The organism is Wolbachia endosymbiont (group A) of Phasia obesa, from assembly GCF_964028125.1.
Classification (GTDB): domain Bacteria; phylum Pseudomonadota; class Alphaproteobacteria; order Rickettsiales; family Anaplasmataceae; genus Wolbachia; species Wolbachia pipientis.
In genome coordinates this window covers 89,351-108,638 of record NZ_OZ034764.1, presented here as the reverse complement: position 1 = coordinate 108,638, position 19,288 = coordinate 89,351, and the positions used below count along the sequence as shown (strand labels likewise).

Below are 19,288 nucleotides of genomic sequence, written 5' to 3'. Positions count from 1 at the left end.
AACAGCATACTTGTTTATAGTCAATTTTTCTGGATCCCAGTGTTGGCTACTTGGATGACATCTTTATGCTTGAGGTAAAATTTGCTATAAAATTCGATGAACTACCTTTAAAAATAATTTAATCCTGCTTAAATAAAACATGGCCAAAATAATCCATGTTTTCAAGCACTTTTCCGCTACCCAGAGCAACACAACAAAGTGGGTCATCTGCAACACGAACTGGTAGTTTTGTTGTTTCACTGATAACTTTGCCCAAGTTACGCAATAATCCGCCGCCACCGGATAAAATTATTCCTTTATCGACTATATCAGAAGAAAGTTCAGGTGGAGTGCTCTCCAGTGCAGTCCTAATAGCAGAAATTATCTGATGTACAGGCTCTATTAAACTCTCTGCAACTTGGTATTCTGATAAAAGCATTTCTTTTGGCATGCCACTCACTAAATCCCTGCCTTTAATTATCATTCCCTCTTTGTTATTTTCACCTGGCAAATTGGCTGAACCTATGCTTTTCTTAATTTTCTCAGCGGTTGTTTCACCGATTAATAATTTATGATTTTCACGAATATATGATTTTATTGCTTCATCCATAATATCGCCACCTACTCTGGCAGAACGTGAATAAACAATTCCACCTAAAGAAATAATTGCAACTTCAGTTGTACCGCCTCCTATATCAACGATCATAGAACCCTCAGGTTCAGTAACCGGGAGCCCAGCTCCGATTGCTGCAGCCATTGGTTCTTCAATTAAAAATACTTCATTTGCACCAGCACTTTCTGCTGCATCTTGTATAGCACGCCTTTCAACTGGCGTGGATCCAGATGGAACGCATATGATAATATTAGGTTTATTAACAGTGAATTTTGTGTTTGCACTGCGTATGAAATATTTTAGCATTTCTTCCGCACTTTTAAAATCAGCAATGACTCCATCTTTTAAGGGCCTTATCGCCTCTATTTCTCCAGGCGTTTTTCCAAGCATCATTTTAGCTTTTTTACCAAAAGCATAAGGAACGTAGCTTCCTTTTTCTTTTATTCTTGCTACAACTGAAGGCTCATCAAGCACTATTCCCTGATTTTTCTGATAAACTAAAGTGTTTGCAGTGCCAAGATCTATAGCAATATCGCTAGCAAATAAACCTTTGAAAGTGAAAAGACTACAAAACTTTTCGGTTAATTTTCGAACAAAATTCATACGCAACTCAAGAAAATCATTTATTAAGACAAATTATACTTTCCAGATAAGTAGCTAATGCAGCACTCAACGTCTAAACCCTTACCTGTTACTTTTTTTAGCAGTTCCAGGCCACACTTTGCACTGTATATATTTTGAGATAACCAACTGATAAGTAAACTAAAATCTCCTTTTATTATAGCACTTAATGATTCGTAATGATTCTTTTTAACGCAAGAGAAAATCTGCACAGCAGCAATTAAAGCAATAATTTTTATAGGAAAGTAGCCCATAACACCGCTTGCCCAATATTCATCTTGAAAATAAGTGTTTAGCTCATTTTCAGCTTTTACTGGAATTTTATAGTGCTTCATACCTTCCAGCCACGCATCATGCAGGTCTTTGACTTCCAATGTACCATTTATTATATCTTGTTCTAACCTAGTTCTCAACATAATATGAGCTAACAGACTAAATTCATCTGCATTTTTTAAAAAAGAAGAAAGGTTTATTTCATTGAAAATCAAGTACAAATTTTCAACACTGCTAACTTTCTCGTTAGTTTTGCCTTTTATAGCAAATTTCTCTTTTATGTGTGGTTGAATGAACTCAATAAATTCTCTGGATGTTCCAATCATCCTTTCCATGAATAACCCTTGAGTTTCATACATAACATGTCTCGTAATTGGGCTACTTATAGAATTTTGCGCTAAACATTTTTGATAAATTGCATAACCACTATGCCGTAAAAGAGAAAATAAACCATAACAAAAGTCAGATTCATCATAATCTATAGGGTAGTAATAAGAAGTACGAACCTCATGCAGTGCGACACCCATTTGCTGTAAACATGACGAGCCAAGTTCAATCTGCTTCTGAGTAGCAACTTTTTGTATATTAGTAACCTTATCCTTTTTCTGCTTTTCAATTATTTTATCTACATTTCCACTAAAGAATTTGCCTACCTTGGGGAATACTTCCCTTATATTCTTTTCTGTGATATCAGAGTCATAGTCAGCAAGCAGTGAGTCGTATTTTGAGCATTTTAATTGCTGCGATTTTATAGAAGCTACTTCGCGAATGAGTGTGATTAAATCAGTAAAACGTTCTTTTAGTTTTTCCAAGTTACTGGCTTCAGAATTGTTTAGCCTCCATAAACTTTGGCATTCAACTTTAGCTTTGGACAAAGATTTTACTAAATCAATAGGAACAGCACTGTTGCTCTTATGTATTCTCTCTATTAACTTTAGCTGCCAAGCATCTGCACTCTTTTTGTTGTCAAGAGCATCTGCTAATGATTCCTTTATTACGTCATGAGAGATAATTTCATGTCTGATTTCTTCTAGAAGACTCATTTGTTCAACTTTGTCCTCTGCATTCAATTGGCTTTGGTTTAGTACTTTTAGCGTATTTTCGATATTCTTTACCCTATATAATACTTCCTCTAAAAACTTATAAGATTTCATATTTGTTCATTATTTTAGAAAACATCTGTTTAACATCGTGATAGATTAATAATAAAGTTAAAAGTATATTTGCTTAAAGTACAATAAAAAATTGTACTTTTTATTCTTTTATTGGATTTTTCTACTCAGAGTCCAGCATATTATAGGAAAATTAATTGTAAGGTTGTAGAAAAAGTATTTAGTATTTTATTTCTCTTGACTATATTACAATATGGAGAGATATTAGCTACTGAAATTAAAGTTACGCACTATTTAAAATTTATGGAGGTTTAGTAATGTGGAGTAGACTGGTTATAATGTGCTGTTTTTGTTTATTACTTACTGGTGTAAGTTCTTGCCCAAAAAAAGGAGCAAATACAACAAATAAAATAAATTCTGTTGTTAAGCAGATAGGTGATAAAAGAGTTTTCTTTGGTTATGATGAATCTAGTATTGCTGAAGTAAGTGCAGATGCATTACTTGACGTAATGGAGGTGTTACAAGATAACCCTGACGCGAAGGTTACTTTAACTGGTCACACTGACAACCGTGGTTCTCATGAATATAATCTTGCGCTAGGCGCTAGAAGGGCAGATGCAGCTAAAAAATTTATGGTTAGTTGTACACCCTACATAGAAAACAGAATAAAAACTGCTTCTAAAGGTGAAACTGAGCCTTTGGTTAATGTAAAAGATGATTCTAGAAATTCTAAATATGAAAAAGAGCATGCTAAAAATCGTAGAGTGGAATTTTCATTTTCTGGAATAAAGAAATAGTTTCTTGCATTAAAACCTGGATCCCAGTGTCAAGCACTGGGATGACATAAAGAAAGGGCACTGGGGTAGACAAAAAAGGACAAACTTGTCATATTTCGTTGCTTGTTAGCGGGATCTATATATACCACAAATAAGTCGCTGTATGACGTAGAGACTATCTGGCCATCAAGAGGCATAATGGAATTAGAGTTATTATTTCAAAATGTGGTTAATAGTTTTGCTTTCTATAATAATCAAGTTGCAGTTGCAGTATCAGGTGGTGTAGATAGTATAATCTTACTGCACTTAATGAATAACTGGGCAAAAAAAAACAAGCTTCCACTTCCTATAGCATTAACAGTAAATCATGGGTTACGTTCAGAGTCTCAAAAAGAAGCTGATTTTGTTGTAAGTTATGCAAAGGAACTTGGAGCAAAGGAATCGTTCATATTAAATTGGGAGAAGCAAAATATTAAAGGCAATATTCAGTTACAGGCACGAAAAGCACGGTATAAGTTACTAGCAGAGTGGTGTAAAAATAATAATGTTAAATATTTACTTGTTGCTCATCACAAAGATGATCAAGCAGAAACGTTCTTGTTAAGATTAGAGCGAGGTAGTGGCGTAGATGGATTATCATCAATGGACTACAAGTCTTTCCTAAATGGTATTTATATATTTAGGCCATTGTTAAATTTTAGTCGTAGTGAAATAGAAAAGTACGCTAAGCTTCATCGGTTAAAATGGATCGAAGATAGAAGCAACTATGACTTAAAATACAGGCGAACTTTATACCGTAACTTACTTAAAGCAAGTGATAATCAAGAGATTTTAACAGAGCGAATATGCCTCACAGCCCTTCATATGAAAAGAGCTGCAAAAGCGTTGATGCACTACACACGCCTTGCGTTTAATGACTGCGTTAATGTGCATGATCTTGGTTATATTGAAATTAAACTAAGTGAGTTTTATCAATTGCCAGAGGAAATAGCCTTGAGGCTTCTTCTTTACTCCATAATGGCAATTGCCAGTAAACATTATAAACCAAGGTACAACAGCCTTATCGTAATATTTAATAAAATATTGCAAAAGGATAGTAATGTTAATTGTACACTTTCTGGGTGTAAAATAAGAAAACATGGAGAAAATATCTTGATAATTAGAGAATCGTCAAAGATACAAGAAATTACCTTAAACCTACCTTTAAATGAACCTACTCAATGGGATAACAGATTTAGCTGCACAATACTCGGAAATCAAGAGTGTTCAGTTATCATCGCTCCATTAAAAAAAACACAAAAAGTTCCTGAATTTCTGAAGGATTACAACTGCTGCCCTGAAGTTTTCTATTCTTTGCCTGTAGTGCTAAAAGATGGAAAGGTGCTTGCTTATCCTGATGTAAATTATAACGGAAAAAATACCAATGACGATAAGGTTCAATGCATTATTAATAGCACGATAAAACAAAATTTGGTAAGCTTGATTAGTATTTAGTTAGAAATAGAAATGAAAAAATTTTTAGAAGGCTTATTGATCTGGTTAGTAATTATTGTTCTTATTTCAGTTGCTTATATTCAGTTCAGCGGAAATGTAGGTAAAAGTAAAACAATTATACCTTTTTCGGAATTTTTAACTAGACTAGAAGACAATGATGTAGAAAATATTGTCATAAAAAACCAGAGCATTGAAGGCAAGTTCAGGGACGGTTCAAGTTTCAATTCAAGCGGTGTCATATATAGCGACCTAATAAAAAATTTACATGATAGAAAAGTGAGATTCTCCTTTTCAACTGGAGATTCTGCCATGAACGTAATTGGTGGATTACTTATCTCATGGGTCCCAACATTTATCTTTATTGGCTTCTTGCTATTCTTTCTTAAACAAACACAAGCGGGGGGCAACAGAACTATAAGCTTTGGCAAGTCAAGGGCTAGACTCATGACTAGTGGAAAAAAAGTAACATTTGATGATGTTGCCGGAATTGATGAAGCAAAAGAAGAGCTAGTAGAGATCGTTGATTTTCTTAAACAAAGGCAAAAATTTCAAATATTAGGTGGAAAAATACCAAAAGGGTGCCTTTTGATTGGCTCTCCTGGAACTGGTAAAACTTTACTTGCTCGTGCAATTGCAGGAGAAGCTAATGTGCCATTCTTTAGTATTTCTGGATCTGATTTTGTTGAAATGTTTGTGGGTGTTGGTGCAAGTCGTGTTCGTGATATGTTTGATCAAGGCAAGAAAAATGCTCCTTGTATAATTTTTATAGATGAAATAGATGCGGTGGGTAGACATCGTGGCATTGGTCTTGGTGGCGGCAATGATGAAAGAGAACAAACATTAAATCAGTTATTAGTTGAGATGGATGGCTTTGAGTCTAATGAAGGTGTAATAATAATTGCTGCGACTAACCGTCCGGATGTCTTAGATCCAGCACTGCTTAGACCTGGTCGTTTTGACCGACAGATTACTATTTCTTTACCCGATATAAATGGGCGTGAAAAGATATTAAATACTCATATAAAGAAAATATCAATAGCACCAGATGTAAACGTGAAAACAGTTGCAAGAGGAACACCAGGTTTTTCAGGGGCTGATCTAGCAAATTTGGTGAATGAATCTGCACTTATCGCTGCAAGAAGAAACAAGAAGATTGTTACCATGGATGATTTCGAATATGCACGTGATAAAGTGATGATGGGCGTAGAAAGGCGATCTCTCATTATGACAGAAGAGGAAAAGAGACTGACTGCATACCATGAAGCTGGTCATGCGATGATTGCTGTTAATATGCCTGCTTCTGATCCTATACACAAGGCAACAATTATTCCACGCGGTAGGGCACTCGGTTTAGTTATGAGACTACCAGAAACAGATAGAGTGTCCCTCACAAGAGAAAAGATGCTAGCAGATATAACTGTTGCAATGGGTGGAAGAGTGGCAGAAGAGCTAATTTTTGGCTACGATAAAGTCACAAGCGGTGCATCTTCGGATATAAAACAAGCATCTGATTTATCACGCGCTATGGTAACAAAATGGGGAATGAGTGACAAAATAGGCCCGATCTATCACAATCGCGAACAAACCATACATGGTTCTGAGATAATTTCTGAAGATACGTTAAAACTTATAGATGAAGAAGTGAAGAAAGTTGTATCTTCTTGCTATGAAAAAGCAAAAGACATTTTGACCAAGCATAAGAAAGGCTTAGATCTCATTGCCGAAAATCTACTGGAGTTTGAAACTTTAACAGGAGATGAAATAAAGGACATATTAAATGGAAAAAAAATTGTTAGAGAGGAAAATGAGAAGAATGAGAAAATAAAAAAATCCTCTCTCTATGAGAGTTGACCTCATCTTAAAAATGCTAATCAGCTAACGCTGCAATAAAACATTCAGAATTGTAACTGTCAATATAAATTGTATTAAAATATTCATAATATTGCATTTTCATCACAATAATGCTATCATTCAGTTAGTATTAATGTTTAATGAGGTGTGAGTAATGATTGATATAGCTTCTATTGGTGTAAGTACAGTTATTGATCAGAATTATAGAAGAAAAGCACAATTATGTTTATCAGGATTATTTGTAACTGTGTCAATAGCAACTGTTACCTGGTTTATTTTCCCTGCGTCACAAAATGTATTAGCTCCGTTTTTACTTCCGGCTATGTTCTTGCTCTTCACTTTATCGATGGGTTATTACATGTTCATATTTAGTTGTGAAGAAAAATCTTTGGTAAAGAATGTTCTTGGTATGGTTGAACCGGCTGAATCGGTAAAGAGAGTGCATTGCCAAGAAAATATTAAGTCCTTATTAGCAGAAGTGAGAAGTACTACGAAAGATAGGTTTCGTAACGTGCTTGTTAATCTTTGTTTTGAAGATCGTAGTAAAGCACACAAACTTGCATTATATGTGAAAGAAATTGACAATATTGTGTCTTCAATAAAAAATAAAGACCTCTTAGACCATTTTGATCAATTTTTTACTATTACTGAAGTAAGCAATAAAAAAAATAGAAGTGAATTAATGAACCTCGCAAGGGCATATAAGATGATAAGTGAAGAAGATCCAGACAAAATACAGGATTTTTTAGCTACTCAAACAAAAAGTTATTCATATGAAATAATGTTACCTGAAATTGATAATTTTCTATCACAAGCTAGGTGATTTTATCAATAATTTCATTGTGTACGTGATTATCATTTTTTGTTTCAATTCCAGTGATAACACTGCACCTAACGGGCTCTTTTATGGCTATTTCCTGAAATCCTTTTCTGACCTTATTGTAAAAATTAACATCCATTTCTTCATATTTATTCTTGTCTTTTGCTCTATTTAACCCAACTTTAACATCAATATCTAGAATAAATGTAATATCTGGACATTTAATTTCTACTAACTTATGTAAGTCCCTTATTAGCCCTAAATCAACACTAAGCCCATATCCTTGGTATGCAATAGTTGAATCAATAAACCGATCACAAATCACTATTTTTCCTTCTGCAAGAGCTGGTAATATTAATTTTTTCATATGTTCGCGCCTCATCGAAATAAGTAGCAAGAGTTCAGAAATAGGATCAATATTATTCGTTAACAACACTCCTCTTATCTTTTCTGCAAAGTTAGTGCCACCTGGTTCTCGAGTCAATACCACATTATTTTCGCCGTGAATTTGCTTAAAATGATTTGCAAGTAGCTTAGATTGTGTTGTTTTACCAGAGCCGTCTATTCCTTCGAAAGTTATGAACATAAGTTTTATAATTATAATACTAAAAAAGAATATGCAAACAGTATACATAGAAACCGTTTGACATTTAAATAATAAGACCGTAAATTACATGTGGTATAATAATAGTCTATGGTTGCTCTGAATACTCCTAAAGTCGATTTTAGTTTTACTGCAAAAGATTTTAATCTTTTGGGAGTAGACAATAAATACTATACATTAAGTGACTGTTGTGGAAAAAATGGTCTTATTGTAATGTTTATATGCAATCACTGTCCTTACGTTCAGTCAATTATTAGTAATCTGGTAAGCGATGTTGATCAATTGAAAAAAGATTATCAGGTAAACACCATTGCAATAATGCCAAATGATGTAAATGAATATCCAGAAGATTCCTTTGAAAATATGATTAATTTTGCCAAGGAAAATAAGTTTACATTTCCATATTTAATTGATAGTACACAGAAAATAGCTAAAGAATACGGGGCTGTTTGCACTCCTGACTTTTTCGGCTTTAATTCCAATTTAAACCTTTGCTATCGTGGACGTTTTAACAACGCAAAAAAAGAAAAGGTTCAAAGCTATGAAGTAGGAAGTAGTGACTTATTTCAAGCTATGAAATTTATTGCAGAAACTGGTAATTCTCCAATTGACCAAAAATCAAGTATTGGCTGCTCAATTAAATGGTCTAATTCTACAGGTTAAATATCATGCACAGTGGCTCTCAGCATTTGTTTGATATTATAATTTTGCTTTCTGCTGCTGTGTTTATAGTCATAGCATTTTGGAAAATGAATATTAGTCCAGTGCTTGGTTACTTCGTTGCAGGTGCAGTTATTGGTTCTCACGGATTTAATCTGATACACTCAGCTGAAGCAATGGATAATCTTGCAGAATTTGGTGTAGTTTTTCTATTATTCATTATAGGCCTTGAATTGACATTTGAACGCCTGATCGCTATGCGTATTCATGTATTTGGGTTCGGTTCTCTTCAAGTTATAGTTACCATGGTAGCAATATGGTGCATCGCTCTTGCTTTCGGAGTGAATACGAATATAGCAACAGTTATTGGTGGTGGGCTTGCGCTATCCTCAACAGCAATAGTGTTGCAGGTTCTGCAAGAAAAAGGTTCTCAAGCAAGTCAGGTTGGTAGATTGTCGATAGCAGTGCTATTAATGCAAGATTTTGCAGTGGTACCATTAATAGTATTGGTACCTTTACTTACTGGCAATTCTGAGCACAGCCTGATAAGCTCATTGGCAGGTTCATTGGTGCAAGCAGCTATTGCATTAGTGCTGATATTTATAACTGGTAGATTATTGCTTAGACCTTTATTTTCGGTTATTGCTAAAATGGAAAGTAATGAGATCTTTATATCAACAACGCTTTTAATAGTATTAGGAGCAGCATTTATTACTGAGCAATTCCATTTATCGTTAGCATTAGGTGCATTTGTTGCTGGATTGTTAGTTGCAGAAACAGAATATAGACACTCAGTAGAACACGCAGTATTGCCATTTAAAGATTTGTTTCTTGGCTTATTTTTCATGACTGTTGGTATGTCCATCAATACCGAACTTTTACTCAATAAGTTACCACTAATTACTTTATTATCGATTATCCTTATCGTTTTAAAAACATCTATTATATATATATTGTGTAGATTTTTTGGGTTTAAGAGTGCACCTGCTATACAAGCTGGGTTACTGCTTTCACAAGGCGGTGAATTTGCGTTTATTTTATTTCGCTTAGCAGATGAGCTAAATGTGCTACCAAGTGAAATCGCTCAAGTACTTATGATGGTAACTACAGTAACCATGGCTTTCACTCCTCTTTTATCAGGGCTTGGAGATTGGATAGCAAACTCATTTAGCACTGAGAAAACAATATTAGATGATGAAGCTGTTGAAACAGATACACAAGATCTTTATAACCATGTGATAGTTGCTGGATTTGGTAGAGTGGGATATATGGTAACAAAAATGCTTACGGCAGAGCATTTAAGTTACGTTGTTGTAGATATTCAATCGAAAATAGTCAAAGAAGGAAAAAGTGATAGTTTTCCTATATATCTTGGAGATGTTACAAGATGTGAAATTTTAAAATCGGTAGGAATAGAAAGAGCTCAAGCTCTCGTTATTTCAATAAAGAATGAAGTTACTATAAAAAAAGTTGTTTCTTTAGTTGCAGCAAATTTTCCGCATGTAAATATTGTAATACGCTTACCAGATCTGAGTAATGTGGAGGTTTATAGAGATCTAGGAGCTAGTAAAATTATTCCTGAAACATCTGAGATAGGATTGCAGCTAGGTGGAGCTGCACTGAGCCTTAGTGGTATTAGCGAAAGTGGAGTTATGTCTTTAAAAAGTAGATTCAGAAAAGGCAATTACAGTATGTTAAAAGACCTTGGTAGTGATAAAGATGAATAACTACTTCTCTAATTTTATGTACAGAAAGCTTCAAGCTTTATTGAGGTTTTGCCTATAGTAAATTACGCACATAATCAACCAAATTAAGGAAAGTGCAAACCAAGTGATTGCATATTCCAAATGCTTCATTGGCTGTATAGCTACTTTGCTGCCAAAATTGTTCGGCCACAATATACACTTCTCTAGCTTAATACCTAACTCATTGGAAATTTCTTCTGTACTCAGGGTAAACCATGTATTCGAAGTAGTATCGTTCTTGATAAACCAATTTTTGCTTTTACTGCTATTGCAATATAAAACTCCACCTGCAGCTACTTTTTCAATTTTTGCTCTTTCCTCTTTTTTTTCTTTAACTATTCCTTTGTTCACTAGCATATAATTTCCAGTAGTAAGTAGCATAGGAGATAACACATGATATCCATATTGCCCTGCAAAAACATATAGTTCTATGTCACTTAGAATCCCATCGATCTTGACATGCCTATAGTTAAATTTTTCAAGGTCGTTATTGGGCAATAGATGAACAACTGGAAGACTCATATTTTTGATAATATTATTCTTCCAGTTCAATCTGAATACTTGCCATAATCCTAATAAAAAAAGGAGCAAGCAAGGTACAATTAAAATAAATACTATTTTTTTTAACACTCTATATTTGTGTTCTTAAATAGTTTTCAACACCCATTAGTTCAATAAGGTCAATCTGTTTCTCAATCCAATGGAAGTGCTCTTCTTCATTTTTTAACATCTCTTCTAATAACATTACACTAACAAAATCTTTTTCTTTCTCAGCGATAGAAATCGTTTCTTTGATATCCTTAATACCTTTTCCCTCTAATTTCAAATTAGCTTCTAAGATTTTCCGTATTGTGTCTTTTGTAAACTTTCCATCATGCTTTGATATTTCGTTTGTATCCTGAAAATTTGGAACTCCTTTAAATAACAAAATTCTTTCTGCCAACTTGTTTGCATGTTCAAGTTCTTCGTTAAGCTCATTTTTTACCTTTTCTGCAAGTCTATTAATTCCATTATTTTTGAGAATCGCAAAATGCAAAAGATACTGGCGTACAGAAGTCAGCTCATTGGTCAATAATTTATTCAAATGTTTTACTATCTCTTCATTCATAATCTTCCCTTAGTTCAATTCATCAGCATAATTTATATGATAACGATAGTTATAGCAACTCATTTAATAGTTCCTTTGATAACAACCGTATTAAATAGCATGTCGTGGTATGTCTGTTTCTTTTTAGAAAAACAAGCAACTAGATACCAGCAGAGAGTGAGCAGCACTATCATTACTTTCAATGCACTCAAGACATTCACTAATACTTCCTGATCTTGCAAAAATTCAGTAAGGATAACTGCTACACTGTTTAACAAAGGAAGAAAAAACTGGGAAGTGCTTCTGTCAAACGCTAAATTCAAGTCTATTTTAGAATTATCTAAATTGATAGTATATATATTCAGTAACTGTTGGCCGGGAGTTGCTTGGGCCTTTGAAGATATAAAATATGTGAAGTAACTACAATTTACACACATGTATGATAGATGTAAGATCAACGGAGAATCCTCTAATAGCAGTATAATTAATAAAGTTGGAATTAATAAAATTGCTACATCTATTAAATACGCGCAAAAGCGCCTTTTTATGCTGGCAATCTCTGTCATTACCTATCTTCTAAATACTTTATTACAAAATCTGTAAGTTTATCAAAATGTTGAAAACATAACAAATCTTCATAACCGCTTATTGATTGACCGTATATAATAGGTAAACAATTGGCATTTTGTGCACACAGAACATCTGTGATGCTATCACCAACGAAAAACACATTTTCTCTATTTATAGGCAACGTACTCTCTTCTAGTGCAAATAGCAGTGGGGTTGCAGATGGTTTATCTTCCGCGGTATCGCATGACCCAACCACTCTTTCAAAGTAAGAATCCAGTTTAAAATAGGTAACTTCTTCACGTAAATTAGTATTTTTCTTATTACTTACTATTGCTAGATAAACATTGTGGCTTTTCAGTGTCTGCAACATTTCCTCTACTCCTTGATTCAGAGCAATGTTTTGTAATAGCGCATTATCTAAGTATTGTTGATATATCTGATTCGCTTTTTTCCACTGATCGCCAAATAAATTGACCATATAGCTCTTTCTCGACTCATGGGAATTTCTATCAGCAGCTTTATTACTATACCCCATTGAGTTTATGGTATGCTTAATAGCATTAAAAATATTATCTTGAGTGTCAACTAAGGTATTATCCCAATCGAATACTACTGCTAATGGGCTGTTTTTCATTTCTATATTGTTATATATTTTAAGTTAATAAATAAATAGCATTTTAATGAAAAAGATATAAATAGGACGCTCTACCACAAGTTATGTTAACTGTTTTTTATATAATTAGCTAATATACTGGTTATATGATATGTTTTAATAGGTAATAGGTAATAGGTATGGCCCAGACATCTCAAGAAAGTGTTGAAAAAAAGTTTAAAGACGTCTTTGAACGTTCTCCAGGTGCTTTTCCAGAAGGTACTTCATTAGAAGAGAAGGTTAATTATATCGCAAAAGGAACAAAGGCTCTAAAAGCTGTGAAAAGTAAGGAGCTTGAGAACAAAATGAAAAACGTTGCAGAATTGAATCAGAAACTTGAAAGTCAAGAAGGACGTGCAGATGAAAAAGCACGTCAAGATTTTGAAAGAATTGCTGAGCTTGACCAACAATATAAAGGGAAGGGCATCTTCACAAGTGAAAAAGTTGCAGAATTAAAAAATGACAAAAAATTTCAAGAAGCAGCTAACACTCTTAGAGAAACTACAACAGAAGGTAAAAGTGTTGAACAGAGTGGACAAAAAAAGACTTCTGAGGCTTCTGTACAAACAGATACACAGCCATCAGAGCACATCGTTAGTCCCTCAGTGAGCAAGAGTTCTGTAAAAGAGAAGCTCAACACTGAGCCGGACAAAAAAGATACCACGCCTCAACCACAAGAAAATCAAAAAGAAGAAGGGTTTTTGAGTCTTCTGAAGCGCTTTGTTAAGAAAATATTAGAAAAACTTTTGGGTGAGGATGAAAAGAGTGTGGAGAATACTCATGACATGAGAGAAGATGCTCAAAGAGATACGTCAAATAACGAAGAGCAACAAAAGAGTAAGCAGCTTGATGAAATTTTAAAGGACAAAAGTGTAAGCGAGGGTTTGAAGCAGGCAACAAAGCTTGAGAACCCGGCAATAACGCCTGTTAATACTCCTAAAGTGAATGAAGTAAACACGGGTCGTGAAAGGTGATCCGCTTTCAAGCTTCATTATACCACCACGAACCGTCATACCGCCGCGGTATCTCATCCGCTAACAAGTAGCGGGATGACGATTGTCAGGGTGTCATCCCAGTGTCCCTATGATGTCATCCCAGTGCCCTGACTACTTGGATCTAGCAAGCTTTGCTTGCAAATAAGTCTAATACGCGTCGCGTTTTATGCCAAAACACAATTGGAGTTACATGCAAAATAGATCCCAGTGTCAGCTACTCGGATGACAAAAAAAGGAGCACTGGGATGACACCATTTGTTGTATTTAACAAAGTTCGTACTTAGCTTCATGTTAGCTATAAACATTAAGAAATTTACCAAGCGAAAAAAAAGGCAAAAGAAGCCCCAGCTAATATCTATTTTAGAACATTGGCGTTTTTTAAGTCTTAAACACTGCAATTTAGCTGCTTTTAAATGCAACTCACCTTAGTTTAAATGTTTAAGAAATTTACTAAGCAGAAAAAAAGGCAAAAGAAACCCCGTGTTAGCTAGTTGTCACTCCCTAATCCTGCAAATTGGCGTACTATACTGTCTTAAACGACTTATAAGCGCGTTTCAGCTTGTGTAGGTAAAAACCTAGAAATATTGTGAAGACATAAGGTGCACATAGTGCAAAAAATTAAAAATAAGACGCCAACTACGTTGTTTTCTTGCTGTTTAATCTGCACAGATGAAGATAACTGAATACTTTCAGTTTCATGATAAGGGGGCTGGCGGAGTTTGTCAAGTAAGTTTTTTCGTTTCTAACGGTTGTTGCCAAAAACTATGCAAGAAGTCTATTGACAGGTGATTAAATTATAATGTAGCCTATCGCCGTATATCCGGGGGTGGGTTGTTGTGAGGCTTTTTCACTTTTTATTCTTGTTAATGTGTTTTTCTCTGTATTACTATGCGGGTTTTATATTTTCGCCCTGCCCAAAAGCTACGGTTTGCTTTTCACCTGGAGAAGATTGTGCTGTACCGATAATCAACGTAATAGATCAGTCTAAAAAATCTATCTTAGTTCAAGAATATACATTTACTCTTGGAACAGTTGCAAAATCTTTGATTAATGCTAAAGAACGCGGTGTTGATGTTAAAGTCATCTTAGATAAATCGCAACTCTACTCAAAATATAGTGTTATAAATGAATTATTTTCAGGTGGAGTACCAATTTGGATCGATGATAAGCCAAAGATTGCTCATAATAAGATAATGATTGTTGACAATCAAAAAGTCATCACAGGGTCATTTAACCTTAGTAAGACAGCTAAAAAAGGAAATGCTGAAAATTTATTAATTATTACAGATTATCCTGAATTGATTCAGCAGTATGTGAAAAACTGGGAGGCACGAATGTCACAATCTTACAAATACGCTCCCAACTAATCGAGAGCGCTTGCTCAAAATCAGTTTTAAAAACAGCAAGGGAGAGCTTTTTTGATTGATTGGCATAATGATTATGATATAATGAACTAAAAATTTAAGGAATAAAGTAATGGATTATATAAATGATGCTGCCGGTAGCTACACTGCTATTCATGATTTTTTTCAAAACAACGGTGTTGGAGATTACAAAGTTCAATGCAATTATGGTGGGGTGCCGTATGCTACTGATGAGTACGTGCATTCTGGCGATAAATTTTGGAGTAATAATTTCATAGACTCACATTTTGGCAGGGAAATAAAAATGTATCCTCAAAGTGAACTTTTAGCTAAAGAATATGCTGGAAATACGTTGCCAGTTTCAATATCACTAGATAAGGATTTAATAAAAATGAAGGAATGTCAGAAAAAAACGAAATTTGTGGAACTAGAAAGGGAGTCAGGTGATTTAGTGCATGATAAGCAAAAGTATGTAAAGTGTTACACAACAAAGCTATCATATGATGATGTACATATTTACAATAACGATAAAGTTTCAACATTTAGCATAAAATACGACGTGCCAAATGATCCGAAATACAGTTTAAATATAACATTTACAAAGGTTAATGATAATAAACCAGGATTTTGGCAGAAATTTAAAAATATGTTTTAACGTGACCATTCACTGGTTTTTACTCAATCAACCAACAACAGTTAATATCAAATTTTTATAATTAAAAAATATGCTATTTTTTAAAACTTTCATTCTCCTTGACTCTGTCAACTTCACAAAACAACTCTTGGACCAAATGTATCTGGCATAACACCTTTTGGTAACTTGCTACTTCTTTTTTTCCGCATCTCCGACAACAGCCATTGATATTCCACTACATAAGGCTTGATTTTTGGTAGATCAACTTTTTTATGAATAATACTATGCTTCTCCTTAAATTGACCATTTACCCTAAACGCTATTAGCTTCCTTAAAATTTACATTAATGCCTATTTTGCCTAAACTGAAGCGTCTTTTCCAATTTTTTCTAGCATCAACTCAGCAGCTTTTTGTTCAGCAATCTTTTTACTAGAAGCGCATGCAGAAACTTTACCATAATCTTCTATGCAAACTGATATAGTAAATTCAGGATTGTGCGCTGGTCCAGTTTGTTTTACAAGCTCATACTCTGGTAAAGGCAATTTGTTTTTCTGAGTCCACTCTTGCAGTGAGGTTTTAGGATCTTGAGGGGGGTCAAGCATGCCTTTAGCTAGCTTTTCCCAATATTGGATAATAAATTTTTCAACATTTTCAAGCCCGCCATCAATATAAATTGCACCTATTAGTGCTTCAAGCGAGTTTTCTAAATTTTTTAAGTTACATCTCCCTCCATTGCAGCGTTCACTATTATTCATGATGATAAAGCTGCCTAATTTTATTTCTTTAGCAACATTAGCAATGGTGTTGCCACAAACTAAATCCGTCTTTCTTTTTGCCAATGCTCCTTCTTTTTCTTCAGGAAATAGTTTAAACAGTGTGGCAGATACAACCATATTCAAAACACTATCGCCCAAAAACTCTAGTCTTTCGTAGCTTACAATCTGGTTTTTGCTATTCCTTTTATTTACGCTTGGGTGAGTTAGTGCCTCTTCTAATATTGCATAATTTGTAAATTTATAATCAATGATCTTAGATATTGCATCATTCAAACTCTTCATACCCATTATTTAAAAGAATAACACTTCCTACCACACCTTTATACCAAAGAATTAGTTTTGTTTTATTAAAATAATACCAACAACTTCCAAAATATACAGTTTAATAGACTTCTTGCATAACCATTATTTGAATAATGATTCATCGATGTTATTCCAGTGTCGGCTACTTAGGTGACAGAGAAGATGTTTAATGTATACAACCCACCACCTCACTAATGTTACTAAATCCATCTCTCCTTATTAGTTCTGCAAGTTCTAGATTAATTTTGTTTACAACTTGAGGTCCGTGGTATATGAGAGCAGTGTACAACTGCACCAAAGAAGCTCCTGCCTTTATTTTTTTATATGCATCAGCACCACTTGAGATTCCTCCGCATCCTACCAACAATATTTTGCCCTTAGTAAGTTTGTACATATCGCTCAATAACTCGGTTGAAAGTTTAAACAGCGGTTTGCCACTCAACCCACCACTCTCGTTGTGGTGGGAATGTAAGTTATTCCGACTGATCGTAGTGTTGCTCACTGTTAATCCGTCAATCTTATATTCCAACGCAAGCTCAGCGATATTTTCTTTCGTTTGCTGATCTATATCTGGTGAGATTTTTAATATTATTGGTATGGATTTAGAATTATCAATTGATTTCCGGGTTAGAGTTACGGATTTCAACAATTCCAATAATTCTTGCTTATTGTGCAGATTGCGTAAATTAGGCGTGTTTGGGGATGAGATGTTCAGCACTATATAATTGCTTTTTCCATATACTATCTTTATTAAGTCAACATAATCGCTGATTTGGTCCTTTGATGTACTGTTTTTTCCTATGTTGATGCCAAAAATGCAATCATCAAGCTTGGTTTTATCTATTTGTTTAAGAAAGTAGTCTATTCCTTTATTGTTAAATCCCAATCTGTTAATTACCCCTTGATCTTTAATTAACCGAAAAATTCTTGGTTTTTTGTTTCCATATTGTGGATTACGAGTTACAGTACCAGTTTCAATAAATCCAAAACCAAATGAAAGCATAGGCCTTATAACTTCTGCATTCTTGTCAAAACCTGCAGCCAGACCCACGGGGCTTCTGAGCTTATTACCAAAAAAATTCACACTCAAAGATTCTGGTAGCTCTATAGGATTCTTATAAGGTATTTTCTTTAATGCCATAATTGCCAAAGAGTGAGCAACTTCGGGCGGCAGTAAAAACAATAAATCACGTAATATCATTTTGTAAAACACTTTGCTTATTTTTAGTTTATTTTTTACCATGAAACGCTATAAGAGTATAACCATAACTTGAAAAGAAATTGATTTTACTTATGAATAATTTTCTCTATAGGTTACACACTTAAAGCTACTGTTGAATTGAGCAACTTTTACAAGATATAGAAAATGAAAGAGGCCGGGACCGGAATTGAACCGGTATAAAAGGATTTGCAGTCCTCTGCATAAGCCATTCTGCCACCCAGCCGTTTTTTATGTGTAGATATCCATTATATCTTTTAGCATAGATAAAGCTTCCTCCCTTTTGCGTTGGAAAGTGTTACGTCCAATGATTGAACCATTACCACCACCCTGCTTAATTTCTTTCGCTTCATTGCATATGTCATTCACTGATTTCGACTCGCCACCAGAAAAAATTACTATTCTTTTTCCTGCAAAACAAGATCTTTTAACATATTCAATTCTTTTAGGTAATGATTCAATATTTTCTGTTTCTATTTTCTCCCTTTCCAAATATTTAGTTGGAAGTTTTACTTTTATTATATTAGCGCCAAGCAAAGCTGCCATGTGTGCAGCATAGGCAATAACATCAACCGCTGTTTCACCTTCTTTGGAAATTCCTTCACCGCGTGGATAAGACCATAGCACTACTGCAAGCCCATAAGATTTGGCTTCAGCTATGATTCCACGGGCTTCTTCCATCATATCGAAACACTTAGCAGAACCAGGATATATAGTAAATCCGACAGCTAAGCAGCCCAAACGCAGCGCATCTTTCACAGAAGAGGTTATTGCCTGATCAGAGGTTAGATCCTTTGAATGTAAAGAGTTGGAACTATTAAGTTTCAAAATAAGTGGGAGCATTCCAGCATAAGTTGCAGCACCAGCTTCAATCATACCAAGTGGAGCAGCATATGCACTTACTCCCGAATCAACCGCAAGCTGAAAATGATAATGTGGGTCATAAGCATCAGGGTTAACTTCAAAACTTTTAATTGGACCATGCTCAAATCCTTGATCTACTGGCAGAATCACTAACTTGCCAGTACCGCCAAGCTTTCCATGCATGAGAATACGAGTAAGATTTGCTTTTACCCCAGGGTTTTCACTTTCGTAGTAGCTTAGGACTTGTTTTACTTTATCACTTATCACTATAATTCA

19 protein-coding genes and 1 tRNA gene are annotated in these 19,288 nt (G+C 34.5%); 9 read left to right on the top strand and 11 right to left on the bottom strand.

What is annotated here, in order from left to right; translation table 11 throughout:
- Nucleotides 1-118 precede the first annotated feature (118 nt).
- Nucleotides 119-1,195 carry a rod shape-determining protein gene (locus ABWU29_RS00555; protein WP_141456703.1) on the bottom strand — a complete coding sequence of 359 codons (1,077 nt, stop codon included), beginning with the start codon at nucleotides 1,193-1,195 and terminating at the stop codon, nucleotides 119-121.
- 23 nt (nucleotides 1,196-1,218) lie between these two features.
- The gene (locus ABWU29_RS00550) at nucleotides 1,219-2,640 is read right to left on the bottom strand and encodes a Thermostable carboxypeptidase 1 (protein ID WP_015589471.1); all 1,422 of its coding nucleotides are present in this window, start codon (nucleotides 2,638-2,640) and stop codon (nucleotides 1,219-1,221) included.
- Nucleotides 2,641-2,915: 275 nt separating this feature from the next.
- Between ABWU29_RS00550 and ABWU29_RS00545 the strand changes: the two genes are divergently transcribed.
- From ABWU29_RS00545 to ABWU29_RS00530, 4 genes are all read left to right on the top strand, one after another.
- Nucleotides 2,916-3,395 carry an OmpA family protein gene (locus ABWU29_RS00545; RefSeq protein ID WP_010081889.1) on the top strand — a complete coding sequence of 160 codons (480 nt, stop codon included), beginning with the start codon at nucleotides 2,916-2,918 and terminating at the stop codon, nucleotides 3,393-3,395.
- Between the two features lie 177 nt (nucleotides 3,396-3,572).
- Complete coding sequence (gene tilS / locus ABWU29_RS00540) at nucleotides 3,573-4,868, top strand: tRNA lysidine(34) synthetase TilS (protein WP_015589470.1); 1,296 nt, start codon at nucleotides 3,573-3,575, stop codon at nucleotides 4,866-4,868.
- Nucleotides 4,869-4,880: 12 nt separating this feature from the next.
- Complete coding sequence (gene ftsH, locus ABWU29_RS00535) at nucleotides 4,881-6,719, top strand: ATP-dependent zinc metalloprotease FtsH (RefSeq protein ID WP_012673393.1); 1,839 nt, start codon at nucleotides 4,881-4,883, stop codon at nucleotides 6,717-6,719.
- A 154-nt stretch (nucleotides 6,720-6,873) separates the two neighbouring features.
- Entirely contained in the window at nucleotides 6,874-7,542 is a 669-nt protein-coding gene (locus ABWU29_RS00530; protein WP_007548786.1) for a hypothetical protein, read from the top strand.
- Here the strand turns inward: ABWU29_RS00530 and tmk are convergent.
- Nucleotides 7,535-8,125, bottom strand: a complete 591-nt coding sequence (tmk, locus tag ABWU29_RS00525; RefSeq protein ID WP_015589469.1) for a dTMP kinase — start codon at nucleotides 8,123-8,125, stop codon at nucleotides 7,535-7,537. The genes ABWU29_RS00530 and tmk overlap by 8 nt on opposite strands.
- 108 nt (nucleotides 8,126-8,233) lie before the next feature.
- Between tmk and ABWU29_RS00520 the strand changes: the two genes are divergently transcribed.
- Together ABWU29_RS00520 and ABWU29_RS00515 are read left to right on the top strand one after the other, a co-directional pair.
- The gene (locus ABWU29_RS00520) at nucleotides 8,234-8,806 is read left to right on the top strand and encodes a thioredoxin family protein (RefSeq protein ID WP_015589468.1); all 573 of its coding nucleotides are present in this window, start codon (nucleotides 8,234-8,236) and stop codon (nucleotides 8,804-8,806) included.
- A 5-nt stretch (nucleotides 8,807-8,811) separates the two neighbouring features.
- Nucleotides 8,812-10,530: a monovalent cation:proton antiporter-2 (CPA2) family protein gene (locus ABWU29_RS00515; protein ID WP_141456699.1), complete on the top strand. Its 1,719-nt coding sequence runs from the start codon at nucleotides 8,812-8,814 to the stop codon at nucleotides 10,528-10,530.
- 30 nt (nucleotides 10,531-10,560) lie between these two features.
- Here ABWU29_RS00515 and ABWU29_RS00510 read toward each other — a convergent pair whose 3' ends face one another.
- Genes ABWU29_RS00510 through ABWU29_RS00495 form a run of 4 tightly spaced genes read right to left on the bottom strand, consistent with a single transcriptional unit; the run spans nucleotide 10,561 to nucleotide 12,839 of the window.
- A complete protein-coding gene (locus ABWU29_RS00510; RefSeq protein ID WP_015589466.1) occupies nucleotides 10,561-11,178 on the bottom strand; it encodes an SURF1 family protein in 618 nt (205 codons plus the stop codon).
- Nucleotide 11,179: 1 nt separating this feature from the next.
- The gene (gene bfr / locus ABWU29_RS00505; protein ID WP_007549093.1) at nucleotides 11,180-11,656 is read right to left on the bottom strand and encodes a bacterioferritin; all 477 of its coding nucleotides are present in this window, start codon (nucleotides 11,654-11,656) and stop codon (nucleotides 11,180-11,182) included.
- A 59-nt stretch (nucleotides 11,657-11,715) separates the two neighbouring features.
- Entirely contained in the window at nucleotides 11,716-12,201 is a 486-nt protein-coding gene (locus ABWU29_RS00500; RefSeq protein ID WP_015589465.1) for an RDD family protein, read from the bottom strand.
- Nucleotides 12,201-12,839, bottom strand: coding sequence for an HAD family hydrolase (locus ABWU29_RS00495; RefSeq protein ID WP_015589464.1), 639 nt, complete (start codon nucleotides 12,837-12,839; stop codon nucleotides 12,201-12,203). The genes ABWU29_RS00500 and ABWU29_RS00495 overlap by 1 nt, the downstream gene beginning before the upstream one ends.
- 158 nt (nucleotides 12,840-12,997) lie before the next feature.
- On the opposite strand from ABWU29_RS00495, the gene ABWU29_RS00490 reads away from it, so the two are divergent.
- The 3 genes from ABWU29_RS00490 (at nucleotide 12,998) to ABWU29_RS00480 (ending at nucleotide 15,871) form a co-directional block, all read left to right on the top strand.
- Nucleotides 12,998-13,831 (top strand): hypothetical protein, encoded by an 834-nt coding sequence (locus ABWU29_RS00490; RefSeq protein ID WP_015589463.1) that lies wholly within the window; start codon nucleotides 12,998-13,000, stop codon nucleotides 13,829-13,831.
- Nucleotides 13,832-14,688: 857 nt separating this feature from the next.
- Entirely contained in the window at nucleotides 14,689-15,219 is a 531-nt protein-coding gene (locus ABWU29_RS00485; RefSeq protein ID WP_015589462.1) for a phospholipase D family protein, read from the top strand.
- Between the two features lie 109 nt (nucleotides 15,220-15,328).
- Nucleotides 15,329-15,871, top strand: coding sequence for a hypothetical protein (locus tag ABWU29_RS00480; RefSeq protein WP_006279913.1), 543 nt, complete (start codon nucleotides 15,329-15,331; stop codon nucleotides 15,869-15,871).
- A gap of 338 nt (nucleotides 15,872-16,209) precedes the next feature.
- Here ABWU29_RS00480 and rnc read toward each other — a convergent pair whose 3' ends face one another.
- From rnc to ABWU29_RS00455, 4 genes are all read right to left on the bottom strand, one after another.
- On the bottom strand, nucleotides 16,210-16,908 hold the full coding sequence (rnc, locus tag ABWU29_RS00470; RefSeq protein WP_006279914.1) for a ribonuclease III: 699 nt from the start codon (nucleotides 16,906-16,908) through the stop codon (nucleotides 16,210-16,212).
- 187 nt (nucleotides 16,909-17,095) lie between these two features.
- Nucleotides 17,096-18,172: a quinone-dependent dihydroorotate dehydrogenase gene (locus tag ABWU29_RS00465; protein WP_015589461.1), complete on the bottom strand. Its 1,077-nt coding sequence runs from the start codon at nucleotides 18,170-18,172 to the stop codon at nucleotides 17,096-17,098.
- Nucleotides 18,173-18,302: 130 nt separating this feature from the next.
- A tRNA-Cys gene (locus ABWU29_RS00460) sits at nucleotides 18,303-18,374 on the bottom strand.
- Between the two features lie 5 nt (nucleotides 18,375-18,379).
- Nucleotides 18,380-19,276, bottom strand: a complete 897-nt coding sequence (locus ABWU29_RS00455; protein WP_041573616.1) for a class I fructose-bisphosphate aldolase — start codon at nucleotides 19,274-19,276, stop codon at nucleotides 18,380-18,382.
- Nucleotides 19,277-19,288 lie beyond the last annotated feature (12 nt).

Coding starts and splice junctions, on each gene's coding strand:
- ABWU29_RS00555 (WP_141456703.1), bottom strand. CDS start 1,195: ATGAATTTTGTTCGAAAATTAACCGAAAAGTTTTGTAGTCTTTTCACT.
- ABWU29_RS00550 (WP_015589471.1), bottom strand. CDS start 2,640: ATGAAATCTTATAAGTTTTTAGAGGAAGTATTATATAGGGTAAAGAAT.
- ABWU29_RS00545 (WP_010081889.1), top strand. CDS start 2,916: ATGTGGAGTAGACTGGTTATAATGTGCTGTTTTTGTTTATTACTTACT.
- tilS (WP_015589470.1), top strand. CDS start 3,573: ATGGAATTAGAGTTATTATTTCAAAATGTGGTTAATAGTTTTGCTTTC.
- ftsH (WP_012673393.1), top strand. CDS start 4,881: ATGAAAAAATTTTTAGAAGGCTTATTGATCTGGTTAGTAATTATTGTT.
- ABWU29_RS00530 (WP_007548786.1), top strand. CDS start 6,874: ATGATTGATATAGCTTCTATTGGTGTAAGTACAGTTATTGATCAGAAT.
- tmk (WP_015589469.1), bottom strand. CDS start 8,125: ATGTTCATAACTTTCGAAGGAATAGACGGCTCTGGTAAAACAACACAA.
- ABWU29_RS00520 (WP_015589468.1), top strand. CDS start 8,234: ATGGTTGCTCTGAATACTCCTAAAGTCGATTTTAGTTTTACTGCAAAA.
- ABWU29_RS00515 (WP_141456699.1), top strand. CDS start 8,812: ATGCACAGTGGCTCTCAGCATTTGTTTGATATTATAATTTTGCTTTCT.
- bfr (WP_007549093.1), bottom strand. CDS start 11,656: ATGAATGAAGAGATAGTAAAACATTTGAATAAATTATTGACCAATGAG.
- ABWU29_RS00500 (WP_015589465.1), bottom strand. CDS start 12,201: ATGACAGAGATTGCCAGCATAAAAAGGCGCTTTTGCGCGTATTTAATA.
- ABWU29_RS00495 (WP_015589464.1), bottom strand. CDS start 12,839: ATGAAAAACAGCCCATTAGCAGTAGTATTCGATTGGGATAATACCTTA.
- ABWU29_RS00490 (WP_015589463.1), top strand. CDS start 12,998: ATGGCCCAGACATCTCAAGAAAGTGTTGAAAAAAAGTTTAAAGACGTC.
- ABWU29_RS00480 (WP_006279913.1), top strand. CDS start 15,329: ATGGATTATATAAATGATGCTGCCGGTAGCTACACTGCTATTCATGAT.
- rnc (WP_006279914.1), bottom strand. CDS start 16,908: ATGAAGAGTTTGAATGATGCAATATCTAAGATCATTGATTATAAATTT.
- ABWU29_RS00465 (WP_015589461.1), bottom strand. CDS start 18,172: ATGGTAAAAAATAAACTAAAAATAAGCAAAGTGTTTTACAAAATGATA.